The organism is Aeromonas sp. sif2416, assembly GCF_019218665.1.
Lineage (GTDB): Bacteria > Pseudomonadota > Gammaproteobacteria > Enterobacterales > Aeromonadaceae > Aeromonas > Aeromonas encheleia.
On sequence record NZ_JAHUXC010000010.1, the window covers coordinates 78,555 to 105,239 of the forward strand.

A 26,685-nucleotide genomic window follows, 5' to 3' on the forward strand; every position below is an offset into this window, starting at 1 on the left:
GGCTCCTTGGCGAGCGACGGCGTCGCCACAGACAGATGATTCATGTTCATTTCTTCGGCTCTTCCATGTTCAGGGGGAAGTGGCAACTGATACCTGGCTGGCCCCTGGCGTTGCTCATGGGTCCGAATCATTTCTTCGGTTCGTCCATGTTCAGGGGGAAGTGACAGCTGATACCTGGCTGGCCCCTGGCGTTGCTCATGGGTCCGGATCATTTCTTCGGTTCGTCCATGTTCAACGGAAAGTGGCAACTGAACTGGTGACCCTTGACCTTGCTCATCAGCGGGGTCTGCACGCACTGCTTCTGGGCATAGGGACAGCGGGGGCCGAGGCGGCAGCCGATGGGCAGGTGCTGCAGCGGCGGTATCACCCCGGGCAGGGTCTCGAGCCGGGACTTGTGGCGCACCAGCTTGTCAAAGTCCGGAATGGACTTGAGCAGGGCGTCGGTATAGGGGTGATGGGGCGAGGTCAGGATCTGCTCCCGGGTGCCCACCTCCACCATCTGGCCGCAGTACATGATGTTGATGGTATCGGTCAGGTTGGCGATGGCGGCGATGTCGTTGCTGATGATGAGGATAGTGGTGTTGCCCAGCTTGTTCATCTTGTCCAGCAGCCGCAGGATCTGGGAGTGGGTAGTCGACTCCATGGCGCTGGTGGGCTCATCGGCCACCAGCAGCCGTGGCTGGTTGGCGATGGCCATGGCGATCATCACCTTCTGGCACATGCCGTCCGACAGTTCGTGAGGGTAGGCCCGCATCACCTTGCGGTGATCCTTGACCCCGACCCGGTGCAGCAGGGCGATGGCCCGCTTCTTGCGCCACTGGAAGCGCTGCCAGAACTTGCCGACGAAGGAGTCGGTCGGGATGGCCTCTTCCAGCTGGGTGCCTATCTCCTCCGAGGGATCGAGGCAGCTGATGGGGTCCTGGAAGATCATGGCGATCTCGCGGCCCATGATGCGGCGGCGCTCCTTGGGGGCCATGGTCAGCAGATCCATGTCGTTGAAGCGCATCCGGTCGGCGCGTACCGTCCAGTTGTCCTTCTGGATGCCGACGATCACCTTGGCGACCAGGCTCTTGCCGGAGCCGGATTCACCCACCAGGCCCCGGATCTCTCCCTCGTTCAGGGTCAGACTGACCCTGTCCACCGCCTTGACCTTGCCCTGGGGGGTATCGATCTCGATGGTGAGGTTGCGTATGTCGAGCAAGGGCATCAGTGGCGCTCCTTATCAAGGCTTGGCACGGCTTTTTGCGTCGCACCTATACCAATTTTAACGGTATCGAGTAAGGGCATCATCAATCATTCCCCTCTTTTAGCGCTTCACGTATGCCTTCGCCGACCAGGTTGGTCACCAGCACACTGAACAGGATGGCCATGCCCGGCAGGGTCACGGTCCAGGGGGCGAGATAGATGAGATCGCTCGAATCGGCCAGCATGGCGCCCCACTCGGGTTGCGGCGACTGGGCGCCGAGCCCGAGAAAGCCCACCGCCGAGATATCCAGGATGGCGGCGGAGAGGGTACGGGTGGTCTGCGCCACCAGGGTCTCCACTATGTTCGGCAGCACGGCGAGCCGCATGATGCGCCAAGGGGGCGAGCCGTCGAGGCGGCTGGCGATGATGTACTCCTTCTGCATCTCGGTGTGGACCGCGTTGTAGGTCGCCCGGATGAAGGGAGGAATGAGCGCCAGCGTGATGGCGATCAGGGTGTTGAACAGGCCAGGCCCCAGGATGGCGACCACTATGATGGCCAGCAGCAGGGAGGGGATGGAGAGCAGGGTATCGAGCAGGTGATGGAGCACGCTCGATTTTACCCCCTTGCTCATGCCGCCGAGGATGCCGATGGCGGAGCCGACGATGAGCGCGATCACCACCACCAGCAGGGCGTTGCCGAAGGTGAGCCTTGCCCCTACCACGAGGCGGGAGAGGATGTCGCGGCCCAGATCGTCGGTGCCGAGGAAGTAGTCGATGTTGCCGGTGCTGGCCCAGGAGGGGGCCAGCAGCAGGCGGCTGCTGTGTTGATCGTCGATGCCGTAGGGCACCACCAGGGGGCCCACCAGGGTGATCAGCAGCAGCAGGCCGAAGCACCAGAGGCCGCCCATGGCCAACGGGTTACGACGATAGGAGGCCCAGGTCTGCTCCAGCGGGGAGAGGATCTTGAGCTCCGGATAGATGTTCGATTTATCTTGCATAAGTCAGGCTCCAGCCCAGGCCATGAGCAGGTTCAATCTTGTTTTGCATAGCGTTCTTTGCGCCGTGCCGGGTACCCCATGAGGGCGGTGAGCAGCGCGGCGCTGACAGCATAGAGAGAGGGCAAGATGGGCTCACCATAGGTTCGTGTTCAATCTTGTTTTGCATAGAGCTCTTTGCGCCGTGCCGGGTACATGATGGTGGTGAGCAGCTCGGTGCTGACGCTGATGAAGATCACGAAGCTGGCGACCACCAGGGTCGCGCCCCGGATGGCGGCGTAGTCCTGCAGCGCTATGCTGTTGACCAGCCAGCGGCCGATGCCGGGCCAGTCGAACACCACCTCGGTGATCATGGCGGAGGTGAGCACGCTGCCCAGTTGCAGGCCGAGCAGCGGCAGCACCGGGGGCAGGGCATTCTTGAGACCATGGCGCCAGACGATCTGGCGGCGGGAGAGGCCCCGGCTCGCCGCGGCCTTGATGTAGTTCTGCTTCAGCACGTCGATGAGCGAGCTGCGCACGTGGCGGATCACCTCGGTGGTGGGAACCACCGCCAGCACCAGCGACGGCAGCACCAGATGGCGCAGGGCATCGTGCAAGGCCGCCTCCCGCCAGGGCTCCTGGCTCAGCAACACGTCTATGATGGCGATGCCGGTGATGGAGGGCACGTCATAGAGCAGGCTGATCTGGCCCGAGGCCGGCAGCCAGCCGAGATCCAGCGAGAAGAACATCACCATCAGCAGGGCCAGCCAGAACACCGGCACGGCGTAGCCGATGAGGCCGGCGGTCATGATGGAGAGATCCAGGGAGCGCCCCTGATAGAGGGCGGCCAGGGTACCGAGCGGGATCCCCAGCAGCAGCGAGATGGCGAAGGCCGTGATGCAGAGGGTCAGGGTCGCCGGGAAGTAGTGGCGGATCTCCTCCAGCACCGGCAGGCCGGAGACGCTGGACAGCCCGAGATCGCCGGCGAAGATGCGCCGCAGGAAGTCCGGGTAGCCATGGCCGAAGTCCAGCACCTGACCGATGAGGCGAGACTCCAGCAGATAGGCGCCCAGGGTCAGCACCAGCAGGGTGATCAGCAGCAGGCTGATGCGGCGCAGAATATAAAAGAACATGGTTAGCCCTCCGCACTCGGGTGCGTCGATGACAGGGGAGGCCGGCTGCCGCTGCCGGGATGGGGATAGAGACGCATGCTTACTCCCGGTAGGCCTGGTTGAAGGTGGTGCCACCGAAGGGCATGAGGGTCAGCCCCTGGATATCGCTGCGGCTCACCTGGGTGCGCAGGGCATGGGCCAGCGGGATCAGCGGCAACTGCTCATTGAGCAGAGTCTGGGCATAGTAGTAATTGCGCAGGCGGAAGGCGAGCTGGGGCGTGGTCACCGCATCGTCCAGCAGCTGATCGAAGGCCGGGCTGCACCAGCGGCTGTAGTTGTTGCCCCGCTCGACCGCGGCGCAGCTCAGCAGCTGGCGGAAGAAGTTGTCCGGGTCGGCGTTGTCGGCGATCCAGCCGGAGAGCAGGCTGTCGTACTGGCCCTTGGCGAGGCGGGTCTCGATGACCGGCCAGGCCTGCTGCACTATCTTCAGCTTCACCCCTATCTTGGCGAGATCGCTGCGCATCAGCTGGGCGGTCTTGAGGCCGTCCGGGTTGTAGGGGCGCGCCCCCGGCTGCACCAGTACCTGCATCTCGAAACCATGGGGGAGGCCGGCCTCCTTGAGCAACTGGCGGGCGAGTTTCAGGTCCGGCTGACGCAGTTGCAGGGAGGGGTTGTAGCCCCAGGAGAGCGGCGGCAGCAGGCTGGTGGCCGGCTGTCCGGTCTCGAAGTAGACAGCATGCAGCAGGTTCTGCACGTTGATGGCGCTGGCCAGCGCCTGGCGCACCTGCACCTTGTTGAAGGGGGCCTTGCGGGTATTGAGTGCCAGGAAGGCGACGTTCATGCCCGACTGGATCGACAGGTTGAGATCCGGATCCTTGTCGATCACCGACAGCTGGCTGGCGGAGGGAGTGCTCATCACGTCGCACTCGCCGGTCAGCAGCTTGGCGAGCCGCTTGGACGACTTGGGAGTGATGTCGTAGATCAGCTGTTCAATCTTGGCCTCGCCGCCCCAGTAGCCGGGATGGCGCAGGTAACGGATGAACTCGTTGTGGCGGTACTCCTTGAAGCTGAAAGGCCCGGTGCCTATGGGGCGATTGTCGAGCAGCGCCGGGGTGCCGGCCTTGATCATCTGCTCGCCATACTCGGCCGACAGCACCACGGCGTAGTCGCTGGCCAGGGTAGCGAGGAAGGAGGCATCCGGCCGGTTGAGCTCGAACACCACCTCATAGGGGCCCTGCTTGTAGACCCGCTTGATGAGGGAGGCCAGCCCCAGGCTGTAGAAATAGGGGTACTCGCCGCCGGAGATGGTGTGGAACGGGTGGTGTTCGTCCAGCAGGCGCTGGTAGGTGAACAGCACGTCGTCGGCGTTGAACTGGCGGGAAGGGCTGAACCAGGGGGTGCGATGGAAGGTCACCCCCTTGCGCAGGTTCAGGGTATAGGAGAGCCCATCGTCGCTGCTGTGCCAGTGGGTGGCCAGGCCCCCCTCGATGCTCAGGGTATTGGCGTTCACCTCGAGCAGGCGATCATAGAGCGGGCGGGCACTGGCATCCAGGGTCACCCCCGAATTGGCGATCTGCGGGTTGAAGGTCTGGGGAGCCCCTTCGACGCAGTAGACGAGCCCTGTCTTGGAGGCCTCTGTCTGTTTCTGACAGCCGGTGACCAGGACCAGGAGACCGAGCAGCAGTGGTTTGAGAATTCTCATTATGGAACCATGTTTTCATGCAGAGTTGCCCGCCGGGGGGCGGGCGCGTTGCGGGAGCCTGCCGGGCAGGGACTCCCTCTGTTGGGATCAGTCGCTATCGCTGTCACCATCAAGCCGCGGGCATGTACGCAGCATGCTCCGAAATCGGTGATGGCGCCGGCTCAGTCGCTGTCCGCGTTGCCATTGCTGTCATCCCCCTCGAGCCGCGGGCATGTACGCAGCATGCTCCGAAATCGGTGATGACGCCGGCTCAGTCGCTGTCCGCGTTGCCATTGTTGTCATCCCCCTCGAGCAGCTGATATTTACGCAGCATGCCCCGGAACTGGTGATAGCTCAGGGCCAGCAATTGAGCCGCTTTGCGCTGATTATACTGGGATTGCTGCATCGCTTGCTTGAGTAAATTAATCTCGTATTCCGCCACTGCACCCTTGAGATCCAGCGGCAGGTTGTGGGCCTGTTGCCCGTTCGGCGCCGCCTCGACGGGGGAGGGTGCCAGGCCATTGGCGCGGGGGCGCCAGGGTGAATCGAACGGGTTGAGCACCAGCTCCGCGAGCGGCAGCTGGGGGTTGCCCTGGCGGTAGAGGCTGCGCTCCACCACGTTTTTCAGTTCGCGCACGTTGCCGGGCCAGGGATAGTCCAGCAATAGCTGGGTCGCCTTGCGGGAGAAACCGGCAAACAGCGGATAGCCCAGCTCCCGGGTCATGCTGTGGGCGAAGTGCTCCGCCAACATCAGGATATCGTCCCGCCGCTCCCGCAGCGGGGGCAGGGTGATGACGTCGAAGGCCAGCCGGTCCAGCAAGTCGTGGCGAAACTGGCCGCGCTCGGCCAGCCGCGGCAGATCCTCGTTGGTGGCGCACACCAGCCGCACATCCACCTTGAGCGGCTTGGCACCGCCCACCCGCTCGAACTCGCCATATTCGATGACCCGCAGCAGCTTCTCCTGCACCCGGGCGCTGGTGGTGGCCAGTTCGTCGAGGAACAGGGTGCCGCCATCGGCGCGCTCGAAGCGGCCCTGATGGCGCTTGGCGGCGCCGGTGAAGGAGCCCGCCTCGTGGCCGAACAGCTCTGTTTCCAACAGACTCTCGCTCAGGGTGGCGCAGTTGATGGTGACAAAGCTTTGATCCCAACGTCCCGAGAGATAATGTAGGCGGTGGGCGATGAGCTCCTTGCCGGTCCCCCGTTCGCCGATGATCAACACGGGTTTGCGCAGCGGCGCGAGGCGCGAGGTCTGTTCGATGATTTCGAGGAAGGCGTTGGACTCACCCAACAGGCTTTCCGTGTCCGTGGTCATAATGATCCCTGCCCGGTGAAAAATCTGGTCAATCTTACCAAAAGTTAGTGTTTTTTATCATCTCTTGTTTCGGGCGTCTTGAAACTCATGGAGAGCGCCCATATAAATCAACAAGTTAAATTTCGTTCCAGATTGGCACACAAGTTGCCATTGTCAATGGAGAAACAACCCAATGCCCATCACAGGAGTACAATCATGAGTATTTTTTCCCGCTTGGCCGACATCATCAACTCCAACCTGACGGCCCTGCTCGACAAGGCAGAAGATCCCCAGAAGATGGTGCGCCTGATCATCCAGGAGATGGAAGATGAGCTGGTGAAGGAGCGCTCCAACCTGGCCCGCTTCCTCGCCAACCAGAAAGAGATTGGCCGTCAGGTCCACCGCCACCAGGAGCGGGTGAATGAGTGGCAAGGCAAGGCCGAACTGGCGCTGGCCAAGGGCCGCGACGATCTGGCCAGGGCCGCCCTCATCGAGAAGAAGAAGCAGACCGAGCTGGCCGAGACGCTCTATCGTGAGCAGCAGGCGGTGGACAGCGGCATCGACAAGCTGGGGGACGAGATCCGCCAGCTGGAAGCCAAGCTGGAAGACGCCCGCGCCCGCCAGAAGGCGATGGCCATTCGCAGCGAGGCCGCCAGCAGCCGCCTGAACGTGCAGAGCCAGGTGGCCCGTGGCGACAGCCAGGCCGTGGTCAGCAAGTTCGAGCGCATGGAGCGCCGCATCGACGAGATGGAGGCCCGCGCCGATCTCGGCCAGTCCGACAAGGCGCTGGCCCAGCAGTTTGCCGAGCTGGAAGTGGACGATCAGATCAGCCGCGAGCTCGAGGCCATGCGCCAGAAGCTGTGCCAGGGCGACACCGCCTCGAAACAGGGAGAGTGATGAATGGAAGACATTCTTGGGATATTGGCGACGCCACTCATCGTCTTCATGGTCATAGTGGCCCCCATCTGGCTGGTGCTGCACTATCGCGCCAAGGGCCGGATCGGTGCGGGTCTCGCCGACAATGAGCGGGAGGAGTTGCAGGGCCTGCTGGTCCGTGCCGAGAAGATGCAGGAGCGGGTCGGTGCACTGGAATCCATTCTGGATGCCGAGGTCCCCGGTTGGAGGAACAAGGTATGAATGCCATCTATGGCTGCCATGGCGTGACGTCTGCGTCGGTCGGTACACAGGGTTTCATTGCGGATGCGGAAGTCTCCGGCTGGAGGAACAGGGTATGAGCGCCTCGAACAACTCACGCAATCTCTACCGGGATCCCCAGAAGGGCAAGATAGCCGGCGTCTGCGCCGGCCTTGCCGACTACTTCGGGGTGGAGACCTGGATAGTGCGGCTGCTGGCCATCACCGGCCTCATCTTCGCCGGTTTCATCACCTTCACCGCCTACATCGCGGCCTGGTTTCTGCTCGACAAGAAGCCGGTCACCCTCTATGGGGAGCAGGAGGCGGATTTTGCCGAGGTGCGCATGAAGGCGCGCAGCTGGCAGGCGGGGGTCACCCCCCATCAGGCGCTCGGCCGCATCGCCCAGGAGCTCGACACGCTCGAGCCCAGACTGCAGCGCATCGAGAAGCTGGTGACCTCCAAGGAGTTCACCCTGCAGCGCGAGTTCAGCAAGCTGTAGTGCCATCATGAATGACACCGCGCCGGCCAGACGGGCCGGCGATCTTTAGCGGGAGGATCGAACGAGCCTTGATACGCAACAAGTTAGAGCAGAAGTGGTCTGTGCTGCAGCACAAGGCCTTCGAGGCGGTAAACCGGGTACGGGATCGCCACATCCGGCTGGCGGTCACCGGCCTGTCACGCAGCGGCAAGACCGCCTTCATCACCGCGCTGGTCAACCAGCTGGAACACGCGGCCATCGACGGTCGCCTGCCCCTGTGGGATGCCCAGCGCCAGGGGCGGATCCTGGGGGCGCGCCGCGTCCCCCAGCTGAATGCCCACATTCCCACCTTCGCCTATGAGCGGGGCCTCGACTCCCTGTTTGGCGAGCCGCCCGCCTGGCCGGAGCCCACCCGCGGCGTGGCCGAGGTGCGGCTCGAGATCCGCTACCGCACCCGCCATCCACTGCGCAAGCACCTGGGGGAGATCTCCACCCTCTATGTGGATCTGGTGGACTACCCGGGGGAGTGGCTGCTGGACCTGCCGCTGCTGGAGCTGAGCTACGAGCAGTGGAGCGAGCAGGTGGCAAACCAGCTGCGCCGCCCCGAGCTGCAAGCACTCGCCAGCAGTTGGCTTGAACCGCGCTGGCAGGCCGAGCAGGCCTTCGAGGAGCGGCCGGCCTGCGAGCTGGCGGAGCGTTACACCTCCTACCTGCATGCCTGCAAGCGCGAGCTGGGGCTGCACCTCATCCAGCCGGGCCGCTTCGTGTTGCCGGGGGAGTATGCCGGGGCACCGCTGTTGCAATTCGTGCCCTGGGTGTGGGACACGCCCGCCTCCGAGCCCGCCGATGGCAGCCTCTACGCCACCTTCAAGCAGCGCTTCGAGCAGTACAAGCAGCACCTGGTGCAGGGCTTCTACGAGCAGCACTTCGCCGGCTTCGATCGCCAGATAGTGCTGGTGGACTGCCTGCAACCCCTCAACGCCGGCGCCGCCAGCTTTGGCGACATGCAGCAGGCCATCGCCCGCATCATGGAGAGCTTCGCCTACGGCAAGAGCAACTGGTGGCGCCGGCTGTTCGCCCCACGCATCGACAAGCTGCTGTTCGTGGCGAGCAAGGCGGATCACGTGACCCCGGAGCAGCACGCTCCGCTGGTGTCCCTGCTGCAGCATCTGGTGAGCAGTGGCCGTGGCCAGGCTCGCTTCGAGGGGATCGAGACCGAGTGCCTGGCGCTCGCCGCCATCAAGGCCACCGAGGTGGGCAAGGGGCTGGCCAATGGCCGCGAGTTCCCGGCCATCCGTGGCACCAGTCTGGCTGGCGAGCCGCTGCTGCTGTTTCCCGGCGAGGTGCCGTCCCACATTCCCCCGGCGCAGTGGTGGCACAACCAGGGCTTCGATTTTCAGGCGTTTCGCCCCCTGCCCATGAGCCCCCATCAGGCGTTGCCCCATATCCGACTCGACGCCGCGCTGGAGTTTCTGCTGGGGGATCACCTCGAATGAGCGCCACCCCTGCGCGGGCACGGCGCCCTGACCGAGCGCTACAGAGGAACCTATTGCGATGAACGATCAGACCAAAGTGCGGACGCCAGACGAGGGCGTCCCGTTGCAAGGCAAGGTGCTGCTGGAGCCTGCGTTTTCGGCGGCGGCAACCGAGCAGGCGCCCGCTCCAGCCCAGCGGCTGGAGGAGGAGAGCTTCGAGCGGCTCGACGAGCTCAATGACTTCGTGGAGCCGGCCCTGACCCTGCGGCCAAGGCGCCGGCACCGGTTGCTGGGCTGGGGGCTGGGGGCGGTCGGTGTGCTCTCCCTCGGCCAGTTTGGTGGCTTCCTCTACGACCAGTTCGTCGCGTCCCCGCTCTGGGGCGGCGCCTGGTTGCTGGCCTCCGGGCTGGTGGTGGTGGGCACGGCCGGGGTCGCGGGGCGGGAGTGGTTGCGGCTGCGCACCCTCAAGCGGCGCCAGGATGTGCGCTCCCGCGCCGAAGACTTGCTGGCTCACCAGGGGGTGGGGCAGGGGCAGGCGTTCTGCGAGGCCCTGGCAGAGAAGAGTGGTGACAAGGGACGGGAGGGCTATCAGAACTGGCTCGGCCAGCTCGACGAGAGCCACAGCGATCGGGAGGTGCTGACCCTCTACAGCCAGCTGGTGCTGACCGAACGGGATAAACTCGCCCAGGCCAGGGTCGCCAAATGGTCGGGGGAGGCCGCGGTGCTGGTGGCCCTGAGCCCGCTCGCCACCGTCGACATGATGCTGATGCTGTGGCGCAACCTGCGGATGATCGAGGACATCGCCGATGTCTACGCCATCGAGCTCGGCTACTGGAGCCGCATCAGCCTCATCCGCCAGGTGCTTCGCAACATGCTCTATGCCGGCGCCACCGAGTTGGTGACCGAGGTGGGTATGGACTTGCTGGGGGCCGAGCTCACCGCCAAGCTCTCCGCCCGCGCCGCGCAAGGAGTGGGCGCCGGCCTGCTCACCGCCAGGCTGGGGCTGCGCACCATAGAGGCCTGCCGCCCGCTGCCCTGGTGCGGCGACGAGAAGCCGAAACTGGGTGAGTTGCGCAAGCGGCTTATCGGCCAGCTGGCGGGCTATCTCAACAAGTCCTGAACCCGGGGAAATGAACAGGTAATGTCACAAATTGTTTACATTTGTGGCCGGCAGCCGACCTCGGGGTCGGCTGCTTTTTTAGGGGCTAAACCGTTACAGTGATCCTGACAACCAACGCAAAGGCGCCGCTCTCTGGCGCGGGATGGAACGGGATCATGGCAAGCCTCTACACAGCACATCAACCGGACGAGCAGGGCCTCATTCATTACACGGATGAAGAGCACGGCACCTGGCAGATCCTGATCGATCGCCAGCTCGCGGCGCTCAAGGGCAAGGCCTGTGACGAATACCTGGCGGGGCTGGCCCGACTCGACCTGCCCCGTGATCGCATCCCGCAGCTGATGGAGATCAACGCCGTGCTGACCCCTGGCACCGGCTGGTCCGTGGTGGCCGTGCCCGCCCTCATCTCCTTCGATCGCTTCTTCTCGCTGCTGGCCCAGCGCCAGTTCCCGGTGGCCACCTTCATCCGCCGCCGGGATGAGCTCGATTACCTGCAAGAGCCGGACATCTTCCACGAGCTGTTCGGCCACTGCGCCATGCTGACCAACCCGGCCTTCGCCCATTTCACCCATGTCTATGGTCAACTCGGCCTCAAGGCCAGCAAGGAGGACAGGGTCTATCTGGCCCGGCTCTACTGGTTCACGGTGGAGTTCGGTCTGGTGCAGAGCGCCGCCTCCCTGCGTATCTACGGCGGCGGCATTCTCTCCTCCATCGGCGAGACCGCCTATGCCCTCTCCGGTCAACCCAGCCTGCAGCCGTTCGATGCGGTGGAGGTGCTGCGCACCCCCTATCGTATCGACATCATGCAGCCGACCTATTTCGTGCTGCCCAGCCTGGATGCCCTCTACCAGTTGGCGGAGCAGGACATCATGGCCTGCGTGGCCCAGGCGCGTCGCCTCGGCCTGCGAGCGCCGCGTTTCGCGCCGGCGCCCGGCAAATAGGCGAGCTGACGACGGCGCGCAATCCATTCCAACCCATTGTTAATGAAAGGAGTCCCTAATGTCCGAACTGGCAAGCCAACGGTGCGAAGCGTGCCGTGCCGATGCCCCCAAGGTCAGCGAGCAGGAGCTGAGCGAGCTGATGCACGCCATACCCGACTGGCAGCCCATGGTGGTGAAGGGGGAGTTGCAACTGCGCAGGGAGTTTGGCTTTCGCAACTTCAAGGAGGCGCTGGCCTTCACCAATCGCCTCGGCGAGCTGGCGGAGGCCGAGTTCCACCACCCGGCGATCCTGACCGAGTGGGGCAAGGTGACCGTCAGCTGGTGGACCCACAAGATAGGCGGCCTGCATCGCAACGACTTCATCATGGCGGCGCGCACCGACCAGCTGCTGAAATAAGCGGCTGGATCAGCGCTATAGACGAGGTGGTCTGCATGGCAAGGTGTTCATCATGGTGGCACGCACTGGCCAGTTGCTGAAATAAGCGGCTGGATCAGCGCTATAGACGAGGTGGTCTGCATGGCAAGGTGTTCATCATGCTGGCACGCACTGGCCAGTTGCTGAAATAAGCGCCTGGATCAGCGCTTTAGACGAGGTGGTTTGCATGGCAAGGTGTTCATCATGGTGGCGTGCACCGACCGGCTGCTGAAATAAGCGTCAGCCATTGACTCGGGCCTGTCCGGCGAAAGCGGGGCGGGCCCGCATTTTTATGGGCGAGCGCTCGCACTGGCGGGATCGAGTCTGTATCATCCCGTTATTCAGAGTGTTAGCTAGGAAGTGTGTCCCGAATGCGTCTTGAAGTCAGCTGTGAAGACCGCCTGGGCCTGACCCGGGAACTGCTCGACCGTCTGGTGGAGCACAACATCGATCTGCGCGGCATCGAAATCGATACCACAGGCATCATCTATCTCAACTTCCCCGAGCTGGAGTTTCGTGATTTCCAGCATCTGATGCCGGAGATCCGCCGTATTCCCGGTGTCTATGACGTCAAGACCATCCCCTACATGCCCTCCGAGCGGGAACATCACGAGATAGAGGCACTGCTCAAGGCGCTGCCGGATCTGGTCTTCTCCCTCGACAGCAAGGGGCGGATAACCCAGGCCAACCAGTCGGCCCTCACCACGCTTGCCTTGCCCCAGGAGGAGGTGCGCGGTCTGGCCCTCGGTTCCCTGGTCAAGGGCTTCTCCTTTGCCCGCTGGCTGGAGGCGAGCGAGATCAAGCCGCAGACCTGCAAGCTCAGCCTCGGCGGTGAGGAGTACCTCGGCGATCTGATGCCGCTGTTTGTGGCCGAAGAGAAGGGCCGGCAGGCCCTGGCCGGCGCCGTGGTGGTGCTCAAGTCCGCGCGCCGGGTCGGCATGCACTTCAGCGCGCTGCACGCGGTGGAGGTGGGGGGCTTCGAGCACCTGCAGGCCGAGAGCCAGAAGATGAAAGAGGTGCTGGCCCAGGCCGCCAAGCTGGCGATGCAGGACGCGCCGCTGCTCATCCTGGGTGAGACCGGCACCGGCAAGGAGCTGCTGGCCCGCGCCTGCCACGGCGCCAGCCTGCGCTCCAGCCATCCCTTCATGGCTCTCAACTGTGCCGCCATGCCGGACAACGTGGCCGAGAGCGAGCTGTTTGGCTACGCCCCCGGCGCCTTTGGCAACAACACCGAGGGCAAGCGCGGCGTGCTGGAGCTGGCCAGCGGCGGCACCCTGATGCTGGACGAGATCGGCGACATGTCCCCCCATCTGCAGACCAAGTTCCTGCGGGTGTTGCAGGACGGCGTCTTCCGCCGGGTCGGTGACGAGCAGGAGGTGAGGGTCAACGTGCGCTTCATCTGCACCACCCAGAAGCAGTTGCTGGATCTGGTGCACGAGGGCAAGTTTCGCGAGGATCTCTACTACCGTCTCAACGTGCTGAGCTTAGGCCTGCCGCCCCTGCGCGAGCGCAAGGCGGACATCATGGCGCTGGCCCAGCAGTTCGTCTCCCGCTTCGCCAGCGAGTTGCAGCGGCCCCGCCCGCGCTTCACCCGCAACATGGCCGAATACCTGACCGCCTATCGCTGGCCCGGCAACGTGCGCCAGCTGCGCAACTGCCTCTACCGCGCCATGACCCTGCTGGAAGGGGACGAGATAGGCCCCGAGCACGTGGATCTGCCGGTGGCGGCCGATGCCATGCCGCTCATCGACGAGTGGTTCGAGGGCGGGCTGGATGAGGCGGTGAAGCGCTTCGAGAGCCGGCTGCTGGAGCGGCTCTATCCGGCCTTTCCCTCCACCCGCCAGCTGGCCAAGCGGCTCGGGGTCTCCCACACCGCCATCGCCAACAAGCTGCGCGAATACGGGATCGGCAAGAAGTAAGCCCATGCCTGCCGTTGGTCAGTGGGGCTCACATCCGGGTGGGCCCTTGTCATTAGTACGACACAAGGTGACACAGCCTGCGCGCAGAGCCATGGGTGGCTGGCGCGCGACTGATAAGCTTGATGCCACTCCTCTTTGGCATAGCCCTCTGGCCTCTTGGGCAGACGTGAACAGGCAGGCATCATGCAGTCACATTCTCTGATCCGGGCCATGGCGTGGCTGGCGCTGCTGTTCTGCTCGCTGGCGCTGGCCAGCGTCAGCGAGACCTCGGCCGAGGTGCGCGCCGAGCTGGTGCGCCAGACGGTGCTCGACATCCTCAGCTATACCCGTTGGCCCACCGAGCCTGCCGAGTTGCGCCTGTGCATCGCGGCGCCGACGGAGTATGCCGGGGCTCTGCCCTCCATCAAGCAGCAGGCCAACGGCCGCCCGGTCGATGTGCACCGTTACGATCTGGATGACGAGGCCTTGAGCCAGCGCTGTGACGTGCTCTATCTGGGGGTGATGACGAGCGAGCAACGGGTGGCGCTGTTCCAGCGCCTGCGTGGGCACGCCATCCTCAGCATCGGTGAACAGAGCCACGAGTGCATCGCCGATGCGGTGTTCTGCCTGCAGGCCAGCCAGGAGCGGGTGCGTTTCAAGGTCAATCTGGATGCGCTCGCCCGCAGTGGCGTCCGGGTGCACCCGGCCGTGCTCAAGCTGGCCAGGGCGGACGAGGACGCACGATGAAAAATCAGATCCCTGCCGAGCAACGGATCACGTTGCGACAGAGCCTGGGCCGCACCCACATGATGACCTCCCTCACCGCGGTCTGCATGGCCGGCCTGTTCCTGACCATCACCGCCCTGCTGGCGCTGCGCCTCTACGCCGATCACAACCTCGAGCTGGTGGCACGCGCCATCAGTTACACCACTGAGGCGGCGGTGGTATTCCACGACGAGGAGGCGGCGAAAGAGACCCTGCAGGCCATCGCCTCCCACGAGGATGTGGCCAGTGCCCGCATCCAGCTGGCCGATGGCCAGGTGCTGGCGAGCTGGACCCGGGCCATCACCACCCCCTGGTCCAGCCTGGAGCAACAGCTGGCCCACCTGATCCTGCCGGGGCCGGTGGAGCTGCCGGTGCTGCGGGAGGGCAAGGAGATAGCGCGGATCCACCTGGTCGGCCACGGCCAATACCTGCTGCGCTTCCTGTTGCAGACCCTGATGGCGACCCTGCTCTGCCTGCTGCTCAGCATACTGGGGGCGCTCTATGTGGCGCGCCGCATGCAGTACTCCATCACAGATCCCCTCAAGGCGCTGGCGCAGGTGGCCCACAGCGTCCGCCGCCAGCGCGCCCTCAAGCAGCGCGTCCCAGCGGCCGACATCGCCGAGTTGCATGAGCTGGGGGAGGATTTCAACTCCCTGCTCGATGAGCTGGAGGCCTGGCAACTCCATCAGAAACGGGAGAATGCCAGCCTGCTGCACCAGGCGACCCACGATCCCCTGACGGGTCTCCCCAATCGCGCGCTGTTCGAAGCCCGGCTGGATCAATCCATCATGACCGGTCGCGCCCAGCATGAGCGGTTCGCCCTGCTGTACCTCGATTGCGACCGCTTCAAGCAGATCAATGACAGCCTGGGCCATGCCGCCGGTGACGAGGTGCTGGTGACGCTGGCCAGGCGGATACAGCATCAACTGCGACCCATGGATCTGGTGTGCCGGCTGGGGGGGGACGAGTTTGCGGTCCTGCTGGCGCCGCTGCAGCACGAGCGCGAGGTGCGCGACGTGATGATCCGGATCCAGCAGGCGATGATAGTGCCCGTAGTATTGGGGGATGGCCGCCATCTGGTGGCCAAGGTCAGCGTCGGCTATGCCATGTTCCCCGAGCAGGGGCTGACCGCCGATGAGCTGCTGCAGCACGCGGACAGTGCCATGTATCAAGCCAAACGACAACGCAGGGAGGAGGTCACCGACCACAAGCTGAGTATTTGATGTTTTTGCAGGCAAAAATAACAAAAGGACTATAACAATGAAAATTTCCAACCTGATGAAGGTGGGTCTGTTCGGGCTCTTGTTGAGTGTGTTGGCGGCTTGCCAGAGTGCGCCTCAGGGTCTCACGGCGGAGCAGGTGACCGTGCTCAAGGAGCAGGGCTTCCACCTCACCGATGAGGGCTGGACGCTGGACATCTCCAACAAGGTGCTGTTTGCCAACAACGTGGGCGCACTCAACCCCAATACCCGCCAGGTGGTGGAGAAGCTGGGCAAGGCCCTGCTGGACGTGGGCCTGAACCGGGTCAGGGTCGACGGTCATACCGACTCCAACGGCGAGGCGGCCTACAATGAGCAGCTCTCCCGCAAGCGGGCCCAGTCCGTGGCCGACGTGCTGGCGTCGGTGGGGATGCCGGCGGCCAACCTGGACATTCGTGGTCGTGGCGAGCAGGCGCCAGTCGCCGACAATGGCACCGCCGCCGGACGGGCGGAGAATCGCCGGGTGGCCATCATCATCGGCAACGGCTGATCCCACCCCAGTCGCAGTGCATTCGCCGCCTCCGTCCGTTGCCCGAGGCTGGCAGCAAGGCTCCCCGCTAGCCTGAATGCGTGTGTGTCCGCTCTCCTGTCGATGACCCCGATGCCGACAGGGGAGTGGTTCTCCGCCAGTACACTCTCTCCTGAACCAACCTTCGCTCAACAAACCCCCTGGCTGATGCCAGCCCGAGGGATAAATGGCGGCCCAGTGCCACAGACTTGATCTGGCACAAGTTCATTATTGAGTGATATTCGTTATCATTTGCATTATTTCCAAATGGTAACCGCCAGTGACGACAGCACAGCTCACCCCGACCATGACCGGACTCTCGACTCCCGATCCCCTCAAGTTTGCCTTCACCGCCAAGACCTCGGCCCACGCCAGCCGGGGCGGTATTCGCCCCTTGTCGCTGGATGACGCCGCCTGGCAAGGCTGGTGGCAACAGCCGAGCCAGGCGCAGGAGCGGGCGCTCTACATCCACATTCCGTTCTGTCGCAAGCGCTGCAGCTTCTGCAACTTCTTCGAGAATGGCGCCAATCCGGCGCGCATGAGCCGCTACATGGCGGCCCTGTGTGACAGCCTGCAGCGGGCCGCCGAGTCCCCCCTCGGTCAAAGTCAGCCCTTCTCGGCCGTCTACGTGGGGGGCGGCACCCCGACCGACATGGCGGCAGAGGATCTGGCGTGCCTCGCCACGGCGATCCGCCGTTTTCCCTTGAGTGAGGATGCGGAGCTGACCCTGGAGGGGCGGCTCAACGGCTTCGATGACGAGAAGTGGCAGACCGCGCTGGCGGGGGGCTTCAACCGCTTCTCGTTTGGCGTGCAGAGCTTCGACACAGAGGTGCGCCAGCAGGCGGCCCGCTTCGATGACAGGGAGACCCTGCTCGCCCGGCTGGCCGAGCTGACCCGGGATGATGCCGCCGTCATAGTGGCGGATCTCATCTTCGGCCTGCCGGGGCAGGATGACGCCGTCTGGCGCCAGGACATAGCGGACGTGATGGCGAGCGGGGTGCATGGGGTGGATCTCTATCAGCTCATCGCCATGGCGGGCACCAATCTGGAGCGGGTGCAGGAGAATGGCCGGCTCGGCTGGTCGGCCGACGGCCAGCAGCGGGCCGGCATGTATGCCTACGGCGCCCAGACCCTGGAGCAGGGGGGCTGGCAGCGGCTCTCCAGCAGCCACTGGCGGCGGGGGGAGCGCGAGCAGAGCCGCTACAACCAGATGGCCAAGCGTGGCGCCGAGATCCTCCCCTTCGGCGCCGGCGCCGGGGGCAATGTGCAGGGTCATGGCCTGATGTATGGCCGGGATCTAGGGGCCTGGCACGAGGCGCTGGCGAGCGGCGTGCGGGCGCCCGGCATGGTGATGGGACGCAATCCCAACGCGCACATCGACGGCCTGCTGCGCGGCGCCCTCGATACCGGCTGGCTCGCTCTGGCGCGCTTGCCTGCCCCCTTGCGAGAACAGCTGATGCCGCTGTTTCAGGCGTGGCAACGGCACGGGCTGGCGGTGCTGACGGAGGAGCGGCTGGAGCTGACCCTGGCGGGGCGTTTCTGGAACGTCAACCTGCAGGCCGGGCTGTTCGAGTTCCTGCAGCTCAATCCGCTGGGTGGTGAGGCAGCGAGCGGCGCTCAGCCGGCCGGGGCGGTGCGGCACTCGCTGGTGTAACGGGCTGGGATCAAGACGAGGAGGGGACGAAAAGGGGGCCGGTTGAAGGCCCCCTTGTTTATCTATGGGTTGTGCACCTCTTCGACTCGCACCCGCAGATGCCCCTCTGCGAGTGTGGTCACCAGCGACTGCCCGGCGCTCACCTGGGCGGCGCGGCTGATCACCTCACCACCCTGTGTGCGGGTGATGGAGTAGCCACGCCCCAGGGTGGCGAGCGGGCTCACCCCGTCGAGGCGGGCGCTCAGCATGGCGAGGCGATGGTCGGCGAGACTCTGGCGTTTGGCCATCAGGGCGAAGAGACGCTCCTCGGCCAGCTGATGACGGCGCTTCCCGGCGGCCAGCAGCTTTTCCGGGCTCCTGGCCTGCAGCCGCAGCTCGAGGTTGGCGAGGCGCCGCTCCCCCTGATGCAGGCGCTGGTTGAGTAACTGCTGCAAACGGCTGGAGAGTTCGTCCAGCCGCTGGGACTGCTGCTCCAGCCGCCGCTTCGGATCCTGATGGTCGAGCCGTTTTTGCAGCAGCGCGAAGCCGTGGCGGGCGGCGGTCTGGTGGCGGCTGATGGCCTGGGTCAGCCGCTGCCCCAGGTGGGCGAGGCGCTGGGCGCGGGCGCCCTGATCCGGCGCCACCAGCTCGGCGGCGGCGGAGGGGGTGGGGGCGCGCAAGTCGGCGGCGAAGTCGCTGATGGTGACGTCCACCTCGTGGCCCACCGCGCTGATGACGGGGATGGCGGAGCCTGCGATGGCCCGGGCCACCGCCTCCTCGTTGAAGCACCAGAGATCTTCCAGCGATCCGCCGCCGCGACCGACGATCAGCACATCTACCTCGGCGCGGCGGTTGGCCAGATGGATCGCCGCCACTATCTGACCGATGGCGGCGCTGCCCTGCACCTGAGTCGGGTAGATGAAGACCGGCAGATCCGGGGCGCGGCGCTCAAGCACCGTCAGCATGTCGTGCAGGGCGGCGCCGGTGGCGGAGGTGACCAACCCCACGGCGCGGGGCTCGCGCGGCAGCGGCCGCTTGCGGCCCTCGTCAAACAGCCCCTCGGCGCCAAGGCGGCGCTTGAGCTCCTCGAAGCGCAGGGCCAGCATGCCATCGCCGGCGGGTTGCATCGACTCGATGATCAGCTGATAGTCGCCGCGCGGCTCGTAGAGGGAGACCCGCGCCTGTACCAACACCTGCATGCCATCTTGCGGGCGGAACGGCACCCGGCGGTTGTTGCCCTTGAACATGGCGCAGCGCACCTGGGCCGAGATGTCTTTCAAGGAGAAATACCAGTGGCCCGAGCTTGGCATCGCCAGGTTGGAGAGCTCCCCCGTCAGCCACACCAGCCCCAGATCCTGCTCCAGGATCATGCGCACGGCGCTGTTGAGGCGGGTGACGGTAAAGATCTGTTGCTGCTTCTGCTGGCGGTCGTCGAGGTGGTTCAAGGCAGATCCTGCTGGTGCGCCCCTCTCCTTGGCAAGGCCGAGGGGGATGAAAAAAGGAGAAAGCGAATGGGGCCATCTTACCCCAGTTTGGACGCTGAGCCGAGCCTGTCGCTCGGCCCCGTCATGACTAGCGTTCGACTTCCGGGTTCACCCTGGGCTGGCTCCTGGCCGGGCTGACCACCAGCCAGACCGAGAGGCAGACGATGAGGCCGCCGATGATGAAGCCCTCGGTGAGGGTCTCGCCGAGCACCAGATAGCCCCAGAAGATGCCGAACGGCGGGATGAGGAAGGTCACCGTCAGGGAGCGCAGCGGCCCGATGTCGGCGATCAGCCTGAAATAGAGCAGGTAGGCGAGGGCGGTACAGACGAAGCCGACGGCCAGGATGCTGGCCCACACCTCGGGGATGGCCCAGTTGACGGCGGGCCCCGCCGTCATGGTGTAGCCGAAGAAGGGCAGCAGAAACACGCAGGCGCCCAGCTGGCTGCCGAAGGCCACCAGCTTGGCATCGAGCCCGCCCTGCTCGGTGATCCAGCGGCGGGTCAGGAAGCCGGCGCAGCCGTAACAGGCGGTGGCAAACAGGCAAGCCAGCACGCCGATGATCACGTTGCCGCTCAGGTGCACCTCGCCGGTGGTGGTGATGAGGGCGATGCCGACGAGCCCCAGCATCACACCGAACCACTTGCGCGGGCTCAGCTTCTCGTCAAAGAACGAGAAGCCGATCATGGCCCCCATCAGCGGGGTGGTCGCGTTCAGGATGGCCGAGTAGCCGGCCGGCAACCAGAGAGCGGCGATGGCGTACATCAGAAAGGGCACACCTGAGTTGATGACCCCGAGCAGCATGGTGGATCTCAGCTTGCCTTTGAACCTCATGGGGGTGCGCAGCAGCAGGAGCATGACGGCGAGCCCGATGAGGGCGAACAGAACCCGCAGGAAGGTGGTATTGACCGAGCCGAACGCCGGCGCTGCGATGCGCATGAACAGGAAGCTGGCGCCCCAGATGGCCGCCAGTACCAGCAGCCTCACATAATCCGATGTTCTCATCTTCTCTCCTTGAAATCATGGGGCTCACGCCAGCGCTCTGACATGCAGATCCCGCATCATGCAGGGATGCCCCGCGTCTGACAACCGGGTGATTGGGCGGCAAACAAGCAAGGCACCACCTGGGTGATGCCTTGTTGCCAGCGTCGCTTCGATTCGCACTGACCTAGGGCGATCACTCGGCTTCAGGCTGGCTGACAAAGGCAATCTTGTGCAGCCTGTGCTGAGAGGCCAGGGCCATCCCCCGGGCGTATAGACAGCGCCGTATTCGACCCGCTTCAGACCGGCTGTCACTCTACCTCGGGCTGGCTGACAAAGGCGATCTTGTGCAGGCCATGCTGGGAGGCCAGCGCCATCACCCGGGTGTATAGACAGTGCCGTATTCGACCCGCCTCAGACCGGCTGTCACTCGGCTTCCGGCTGGCTGACAAAGGCTATCTTGTGCAAGCCATGCTGGGAGGCCAGCGCCATCACTCGGGCGTATAGACAGCGCCGTATTCGACCCGCTTCAGACCGGCTGTCACTCGGCTTCCGGCTGGCTGACAAAGGCTATCTTGTGCAGGCCGTGTTGGGAGGCCAGCGCCATCACCCTGGCGATGGTGCCGTATTCGACACTCTTGTCGATGCGCAGCTGGATCTCGGGGAGCTCCTGCGCCTTCTGGTCGACTGCGCTCATCTGGGCGATCAGGGCCGCCTCATCGACCGGCTTGTCATTCCAGTACATCTTACCTGCCCCGTCGATGGAGAGGCTGATGTCGTCCTGTTTCGGCTGATTTGCCTGGCTGCTGGCCTCGGGCAAGTCGAGCTTGACCGCGTTGGTCAGCAGGGGGGCCGTGATCATGAAGACGATCAGCAGCACCAGCATGACATCGATCATCGGGATCATGTTGATCTCGGAGAGGGGTTGATCGTCCGAGTCACTGGATATTTTACCAAATGCCATTATCCGCGCCCCTTCCTGGCTTCCCGCTCGGCGAGCTGGGTGACCTTGGGCGAGGCCTGCTCAAATCCGGTTACCAGCAAGGCGAAGAGGTCATAGGCAAACTCGTCGAGGGCCGCCAGCTTGAGGCGATTGCGGCGCACGAAGAAGTTGTAGATGAGCACCGCCGGCAGGGCGACGGCGAGGCCAAAGCCGGTCATGATCAGCGCCTCTCCGACCGGACCCGCCACCTTGTCCAGGCTGCTCTGGCCGGCGCTGCCGATGGCAAGCAGGGCATGATAGATGCCCCAAACGGTGCCAAACAGCCCGATGAAGGGGGCCGCAGAGCCCACGGAGGCGAGCAAGGTCAGGCCCTGTTCGAGGCGGATCCGCTCCAGGGTGATGGCCTGGCGCAGGGCGCGCAGCAAGAAGTCGTCGGGGGATCCCAACTTGAGGGAGACGGCCCGCTCCTGCGCCCTGTCAAGCTGGGCCACGGCCGCGAGGGCAGCACGCGTTACCCGGCCATAGCCTTCCTGAGGCGGCGTCTGGGCGAGCTGGCGCTCCATCTCCTGCACGCTGGCGTGTTGCCAGAACTGGCCCACGAACCGGGCATTGAGGCGCTGCTCGCGATAGCCGAGCCAGAGTTTGAGCAGGGCGTAGTAACAGGTAGCAAGCGACATCAGCACCAGCAAGATCAGTGGGATAAGGCCCACTCCCGTGTTCTGGCTGAGCAGATGAGCGATGCCCATCCCGTTCGTTTCGATTTCCGGATTCATGGTTATGTCCCTAACTTGAAGATGATGGTGACCCCGGTCCAGGCCGCGACGGCGTTATTCTGCCTGGCCGGGATGAAGCGCCAGCGGCTGACCGTCTTGCGGGCAACCATGTCCAGGCGCCGGTAACCGCTGCTGTTTTCGACCTCGACCGACTCGGCCGTGCCCTCCTTGCTGACGCGAACCTTCAACACCACACGCCCTTCCTCCCCTCGTCTGCGTGACTCATGAGGATAGGGGGGCTCAGGGTTGTTGAAGCTGGCATCGCGGGCAATGGGGGCGCTGCTGCCCCCGCCGGTCCCAGTCTGGTTCGTCTTGGCAGGTGCACTGCTGCTGCCGCTCTGGTGATTGGCCGTGGTCAGCGGCGCGGCGGGCGCCGCTGGTGCCGTTACCGGCTGGGCCTTGGTGACGGGTTTGACCAGGGGGGCTGGCTTGGGCGGTGCCTTTGGTACAGGCTTGGGAGCGGCTTTCTTGACGACCGGCTTGACCGGCTTGTGCTGAACCGGCGCGGGCTGCTTGACTACCTTCGGCTGTGCCGGGGTGGGCGCTGGCGCCGCCGGTTTGCCCGGCGCGTCATCCTTGTTCGACTCCCCGGCCCAGCGGGCAGACAGGGTGAGGGGCTCGGGCGGCTGGATGGGGGCGGGGTGGCTCCCCTGCATCAGCCACAGGATGGCGAGGTGCAGGAGTGCGGCTATGGCCAGGCAGGTGAGCTGGACAGGGCCAAATGCCATCTTGTCGCGGCCGATGGCCGGTCTCATTGCACAGGAGCTCATCGACCTGCTTCCTTCCTGATCGTCATGTTCGTACTCAAATGTCTATGAAATAGGCGCCAAAGCCAGCCTTTGGCGCTCAGCATGCGCCACTTCAGGGTCTGCAAACAAGAAACATTATCAATCGCGTTTTAATCACCGGAGCCTGGATCGCGAGGGGGAAGAGTGGGCGTCGAGAGCCCTGGAAAGAGGGCGAGGCGGGAGCAGAAATGAAAGCGCTATCAATCACAACTAGCCAATCTTGAGGTCGATTGTGGTCACATTTTGCACTCGCCTGCCATGAATAGGCCCGCCTGCGCCCTAGACTGACCGAGCCCATCTGAAGACCGGCGGTAGCGGATGGGGGACATGCCGGGACGCATGCCCGGCCTCACACAAAAACCAAGAATAAAGGACTATCAATGGCTAGATGGATAATGGCTGCCGGCCTGTTGGGGGCGCTCGTCATATCGCCGGCCACCATGGCGGCTGAGTGGTTCTTCCGTGGCACCGCCAATGGGTGGTCGGCGACCCCCATGGTCTCGACCGACGGCGTCAATTACAACACCTGTCAGCTGTTCCAGAGCGGGGATGCCAGCGGCGGCCCGCGCTTCAAGATCGACAGATACGGCAACTGGCAGCAGAGTTACCCGGCGGCCGATTATGCGGTCAGCGCCAACACCCACTACCGGATCAACATCAACGCCGGCAACCAGGCGATCACCGCCACGGCGGTCGACAGCTGCACCTCGTCCGGCTTCGCCAAGACATGGCCGCAACTGCAGGTGCGTGGCACCTTCAACGGCTGGAGCAGTGTGCCCATGCAGCTGGTGGCCGATCACCTGTGGCAGGCCGAGGCCTATCTGGATGGCAAGACCAACCAGCGCCTCAAGTTCGATCAGGCGGGGGACTGGGTGACCAGCTTCGGCGACAGCAACGCCGATGGGGTGCTGGAGCCCGGCGGCGGCGACATCTTCTTGAGCGGGACCGGCACTGTTCGCTTCCAGGTCAATGATCAGACGCAAGCCTACAGCATCACCCCCCTGGGGGATGACAACCAGCCGCCGCTGGCGGTCATCAGCCCGGGCGGCACGGTCCGAGTCGCACTGGGGGCGGCGCTGACCCTGAGCGGCAGCGACTCCACCGATCCCGATGGCCAGGTCACCGGCTATCTCTGGAGCAACGGCGAGAGCACGGAGAGCATAGTCGTCAACACCAGCCAGGCGGGCACCTTCACCTATGGCCTGACGGTCACCGACGATCAGGGGGCCAAGGCCGGCAGCAGCGTCAGCGTGGTGGTCGGGGAGGCCGTCGCCGGTGACAAGTGGTACTTCCGCGGTACTCCGAACAACTGGGGCCTCACCGCGATGACCAGCCTGGATGGGGTGAATTTCTGCACCGAGCAGGCCTTTGGCAGCAGCGATCCCCGCTTCAAGATCGATCACAAGGGGGACTGGACCGAGGCCTACCCGGCCCAGGACTACAAGGTGGCGGCCAACACCGGCTATCGCATCTGCTTCGATGCCCAGCGCAAGGCGCTGGATGTGGCGCCGCTGGCCGGGATCGATACTCAGGCGCCGACGGTCAGCGCGACCCCGCCCGCCGGCAGCTATGCCCAGGCGCAGTCCGTCAGCCTGGCGGTGAGCGACGATCAGGACGGTGCCCCCAGGCTCTACTTCACCCTGGATGGCAGCACGCCCACCACGAGCTCCACGCGTTACGCCGGACAGTCGATCGACGCCAGCGACAAGGGCAGCGGGGCCGATCTGGTGATCAATACCCTGGGCATAGATGCCAGCGGCAATCAGCAGACCCAGAGCTTCAGTTACCATATCGGCGAGCAGGGGGTGGCCAGCGGCGACTTTCGTGGCGAGAGCATCTACTTCCTGCTGACCGCCCGCTTCTATGATGGCGATGCGGGCAACAACTACTACAACCGGGATCGCTACAAGGCCGGGGATCCCCACTGGCGCGGCGACTTCAAGGGGCTCATCGGGAAGCTCGACTACATCAAGGATCTCGGCTTCACCGCCATCTGGGTGACGCCGCCGGTGGAGAACCGCTCCGGCCTCGACTACCACGGCTATCATGCCTACGACTTCTACCGTGTCGATCCCCGGCTGGAGTCGCCGGGCGCCGGCTACCGGGAGTTTATCCAGGCGGCCCACGGCAAGGGGCTCAAGGTGATTCAGGATGTGGTCATCAACCACTCCAGCCAGTACGGCCTGCGCGGCAAGGTGTGGATCGATCGCCTGCCGGTCAAATACTACGTGCCGACGGGCTCAAGCCAGGGGTTGATCAACAACGGTCCCTACCAGGGCAACCTGGGGGATTACGCCACCCTCAACCGCTGTGACGATGACAACCCGGCGGCGCCCGACTGGTACAGGGCCCGCTGTCAGTCCGATCCGGCAGGCCTGGTGCCGCTGGTGGATCCCAAGAGCGGCAGCAGCGTGCCGAGCGCCGGTTACAACCCGAACCGCTTCTTCGGCATCGATGCCCAGGGGCTGGATCCGAGCTGGTATCACCAGGACGGTTTCATGTCCGGCGGCGACTGGGAAAGCCCGCTCGCCCTGCAGCGCAAGCACATGGCGGGTGACTGCATCGATCTGGCGACCGGCAACGCCAACGTCAAGGCGTATCTCAACGGCGCCATCCACCAGTACCTTGACATGGGGGTCGACGCCATCCGCATCGATACCCTCAAGCACATAGAGCGCGACGAGCTGCTCAGCTATGTCCATGACTGGCAGGCCCACAAGCCGGGGCTGTTCGTGTTCGGCGAGAATCTGGTGAAGGGCACGGGCTGGGGGTCTGAGCTCGCCAACGACAACGCCTCGGCGGTGATCCGCCCCTGGTGGTATACCCGCACCACAGCCAACCCGGCCAATCCCCGCGCCGGCGGCGACTCCGGGCTGTCGGTGCTCGACTTCTCCCTGTTCTCGACCTTCCGTGACAACGTCACCAAAGGCAGCTTCGGCGGGGTGGGCGGCATCTTCGGCATGGATTGGGTCTATGGGGATGCCACCAAGCTCATCACCTTCTTCCAGAACCATGACGTGGGGCCGGACAACGACTTCAAGTACCGCTATGGCGGGGAAGAGGGCAATGCGGCCATGACCTACAACCTGCTGTGGACGGCGCGGGGCATCCCGACCCTCTACTACGGGGAGGAGGTGATGTTCCAGGCCGGCAAGCCACAGGACATCGATGGGGCCACCATGACGGTGGATCAGACCGGCCGCGCCTACTACGGCGAGGTGCTGGACAACCCCGCGACCCCATCACACCCGCTCTACCAGCACATCAAACGCCTGAACCAGATCCGCAAGGCGGTGCCGGCCCTGCAGAAGGCGCCCATGAGCCAGGTCAACGAGTGGGGGAGCGGCATCAGCTTCGTGCGGGATCTCGGCGCCGAGGGCAGCTATGCGGCGGTCGGCCTGGCCGCGAACTCGGCCCAGCAGGTCAGTCTCAGCGGCATCCGAAACGGCAGCTACACAGAGGCGGTCACCGGCAGCACGTTAACGGTCGGCAATGGCACGCTCTCGTTCCAGGTACCGGCCTATTCCGCCCGTGTCTGGGTGCTCAACGGCCCCGGCAAGATAGGGGTCGACGGCAAATATCTGAAGTGATGCACAGCCCGGTAAGCCGGGTTATCATTGCGCTGAAATGAAAACGGATAAATACCCGAAGTCGGCCCCTGGGCCGACTTTTTTTATGCCCGCGTTCTGCTCGCAACGCGGGTCGGGGTTGGGGCTAGGGATGTCGTTGCACCTAAATGAGGCGCGCGCACTGATTTGGTGCGCCCATCTTAAATGGCTGAGCCCCCATTGACCCTGAAAATGCCGTCGCTTGCGGGTGTCTTCTGGTTCTCATGTATGGCGCCAAGCC

The 26,685-nt window shown here is 64.4% G+C and carries 23 protein-coding genes; 13 read left to right on the forward strand and 10 right to left on the reverse strand.

From position 1 onward, the window contains the following. Positions 1 to 208: 208 nt before the first annotated feature. From KW821_RS16825 to pspF, 5 genes are all read right to left on the reverse strand, one after another. Entirely contained in the window at positions 209 to 1,207 is a 999-nt protein-coding gene (locus KW821_RS16825; RefSeq protein WP_042653632.1) for an oligopeptide/dipeptide ABC transporter ATP-binding protein, read from the reverse strand. Between the two features lie 82 nt (positions 1,208 to 1,289). Continuing rightward, positions 1,290 to 2,183 carry an ABC transporter permease subunit gene (locus KW821_RS16830; RefSeq protein ID WP_042653633.1) on the reverse strand — a complete coding sequence of 298 codons (894 nt, stop codon included), beginning with the start codon at positions 2,181 to 2,183 and terminating at the stop codon, positions 1,290 to 1,292. Positions 2,184 to 2,332: 149 nt separating this feature from the next. Then, positions 2,333 to 3,292: an ABC transporter permease subunit gene (locus KW821_RS16835; RefSeq protein ID WP_042653634.1), complete on the reverse strand. Its 960-nt coding sequence runs from the start codon at positions 3,290 to 3,292 to the stop codon at positions 2,333 to 2,335. 79 nt (positions 3,293 to 3,371) lie between these two features. After that, positions 3,372 to 4,973, reverse strand: coding sequence for an ABC transporter substrate-binding protein SapA (sapA, locus tag KW821_RS16840; RefSeq protein ID WP_256353531.1), 1,602 nt, complete (start codon positions 4,971 to 4,973; stop codon positions 3,372 to 3,374). Positions 4,974 to 5,223: 250 nt separating this feature from the next. Next, entirely contained in the window at positions 5,224 to 6,264 is a 1,041-nt protein-coding gene (gene pspF, locus KW821_RS16845) for a phage shock protein operon transcriptional activator (protein WP_218292248.1), read from the reverse strand. A gap of 195 nt (positions 6,265 to 6,459) precedes the next feature. Here pspF and pspA point away from each other — a divergent pair, with 195 nt between their 5' ends. From pspA to hutW, 12 genes are all read left to right on the forward strand, one after another. Next, positions 6,460 to 7,140 (forward strand): phage shock protein PspA, encoded by a 681-nt coding sequence (pspA, locus tag KW821_RS16850; RefSeq protein ID WP_218292249.1) that lies wholly within the window; start codon positions 6,460 to 6,462, stop codon positions 7,138 to 7,140. Positions 7,141 to 7,143: 3 nt separating this feature from the next. Beyond that, positions 7,144 to 7,380 carry an envelope stress response membrane protein PspB gene (gene pspB / locus KW821_RS16855; protein ID WP_042653638.1) on the forward strand — a complete coding sequence of 79 codons (237 nt, stop codon included), beginning with the start codon at positions 7,144 to 7,146 and terminating at the stop codon, positions 7,378 to 7,380. A gap of 94 nt (positions 7,381 to 7,474) precedes the next feature. Beyond that, positions 7,475 to 7,876 carry an envelope stress response membrane protein PspC gene (pspC, locus tag KW821_RS16860; RefSeq protein WP_106886959.1) on the forward strand — a complete coding sequence of 134 codons (402 nt, stop codon included), beginning with the start codon at positions 7,475 to 7,477 and terminating at the stop codon, positions 7,874 to 7,876. A gap of 68 nt (positions 7,877 to 7,944) precedes the next feature. Then, the gene (locus tag KW821_RS16865; RefSeq protein ID WP_218292250.1) at positions 7,945 to 9,351 is read left to right on the forward strand and encodes a YcjX family protein; all 1,407 of its coding nucleotides are present in this window, start codon (positions 7,945 to 7,947) and stop codon (positions 9,349 to 9,351) included. 58 nt (positions 9,352 to 9,409) lie between these two features. After that, positions 9,410 to 10,450: a YcjF family protein gene (locus tag KW821_RS16870; protein WP_218292251.1), complete on the forward strand. Its 1,041-nt coding sequence runs from the start codon at positions 9,410 to 9,412 to the stop codon at positions 10,448 to 10,450. Between the two features lie 155 nt (positions 10,451 to 10,605). Continuing rightward, entirely contained in the window at positions 10,606 to 11,391 is a 786-nt protein-coding gene (gene phhA / locus KW821_RS16875; protein WP_218292252.1) for a phenylalanine 4-monooxygenase, read from the forward strand. 58 nt (positions 11,392 to 11,449) lie between these two features. Next, positions 11,450 to 11,788, forward strand: coding sequence for a 4a-hydroxytetrahydrobiopterin dehydratase (locus KW821_RS16880; RefSeq protein ID WP_218292253.1), 339 nt, complete (start codon positions 11,450 to 11,452; stop codon positions 11,786 to 11,788). 389 nt (positions 11,789 to 12,177) lie between these two features. Next, positions 12,178 to 13,725, forward strand: coding sequence for a transcriptional regulator TyrR (tyrR, locus tag KW821_RS16885; RefSeq protein ID WP_042653644.1), 1,548 nt, complete (start codon positions 12,178 to 12,180; stop codon positions 13,723 to 13,725). Between the two features lie 183 nt (positions 13,726 to 13,908). Further along, complete coding sequence (locus tag KW821_RS16890; protein WP_170176002.1) at positions 13,909 to 14,451, forward strand: YfiR family protein; 543 nt, start codon at positions 13,909 to 13,911, stop codon at positions 14,449 to 14,451. Further along, positions 14,448 to 15,692, forward strand: coding sequence for a diguanylate cyclase domain-containing protein (locus tag KW821_RS16895; protein ID WP_218292254.1), 1,245 nt, complete (start codon positions 14,448 to 14,450; stop codon positions 15,690 to 15,692). The genes KW821_RS16890 and KW821_RS16895 overlap by 4 nt, the downstream gene beginning before the upstream one ends. Before the next feature lie 37 nt (positions 15,693 to 15,729). Further along, positions 15,730 to 16,218 carry an OmpA family protein gene (locus KW821_RS16900; RefSeq protein WP_218292255.1) on the forward strand — a complete coding sequence of 163 codons (489 nt, stop codon included), beginning with the start codon at positions 15,730 to 15,732 and terminating at the stop codon, positions 16,216 to 16,218. A 325-nt stretch (positions 16,219 to 16,543) separates the two neighbouring features. Beyond that, on the forward strand, positions 16,544 to 17,890 hold the full coding sequence (gene hutW, locus KW821_RS16905; RefSeq protein ID WP_218292286.1) for a heme anaerobic degradation radical SAM methyltransferase ChuW/HutW: 1,347 nt from the start codon (positions 16,544 to 16,546) through the stop codon (positions 17,888 to 17,890). Between the two features lie 62 nt (positions 17,891 to 17,952). On the opposite strand, the gene xseA is transcribed toward hutW, so the two are convergent. The 5 genes from xseA to KW821_RS16930 all read right to left on the reverse strand — a co-directional run bounded on the left by xseA (position 17,953) and on the right by KW821_RS16930 (position 22,818). Continuing rightward, positions 17,953 to 19,314 carry an exodeoxyribonuclease VII large subunit gene (gene xseA / locus KW821_RS16910; RefSeq protein ID WP_218292256.1) on the reverse strand — a complete coding sequence of 454 codons (1,362 nt, stop codon included), beginning with the start codon at positions 19,312 to 19,314 and terminating at the stop codon, positions 17,953 to 17,955. A 127-nt stretch (positions 19,315 to 19,441) separates the two neighbouring features. Next, entirely contained in the window at positions 19,442 to 20,356 is a 915-nt protein-coding gene (locus KW821_RS16915; RefSeq protein WP_218292257.1) for a DMT family transporter, read from the reverse strand. 517 nt (positions 20,357 to 20,873) lie between these two features. Then, positions 20,874 to 21,296: a biopolymer transporter ExbD gene (locus tag KW821_RS16920; protein ID WP_218292258.1), complete on the reverse strand. Its 423-nt coding sequence runs from the start codon at positions 21,294 to 21,296 to the stop codon at positions 20,874 to 20,876. Further along, complete coding sequence (locus tag KW821_RS16925) at positions 21,296 to 22,048, reverse strand: MotA/TolQ/ExbB proton channel family protein (RefSeq protein WP_218292259.1); 753 nt, start codon at positions 22,046 to 22,048, stop codon at positions 21,296 to 21,298. The genes KW821_RS16920 and KW821_RS16925 overlap by 1 nt, the downstream gene beginning before the upstream one ends. 2 nt (positions 22,049 to 22,050) lie before the next feature. After that, a complete protein-coding gene (locus KW821_RS16930) occupies positions 22,051 to 22,818 on the reverse strand; it encodes an energy transducer TonB (protein WP_218292260.1) in 768 nt (255 codons plus the stop codon). A gap of 398 nt (positions 22,819 to 23,216) precedes the next feature. Here KW821_RS16930 and KW821_RS16935 point away from each other — a divergent pair, with 398 nt between their 5' ends. After that, the gene (locus tag KW821_RS16935; RefSeq protein ID WP_256353533.1) at positions 23,217 to 26,426 is read left to right on the forward strand and encodes an alpha-amylase family glycosyl hydrolase; all 3,210 of its coding nucleotides are present in this window, start codon (positions 23,217 to 23,219) and stop codon (positions 26,424 to 26,426) included. The last annotated feature ends 259 nt before the right edge of the window (positions 26,427 to 26,685 follow it).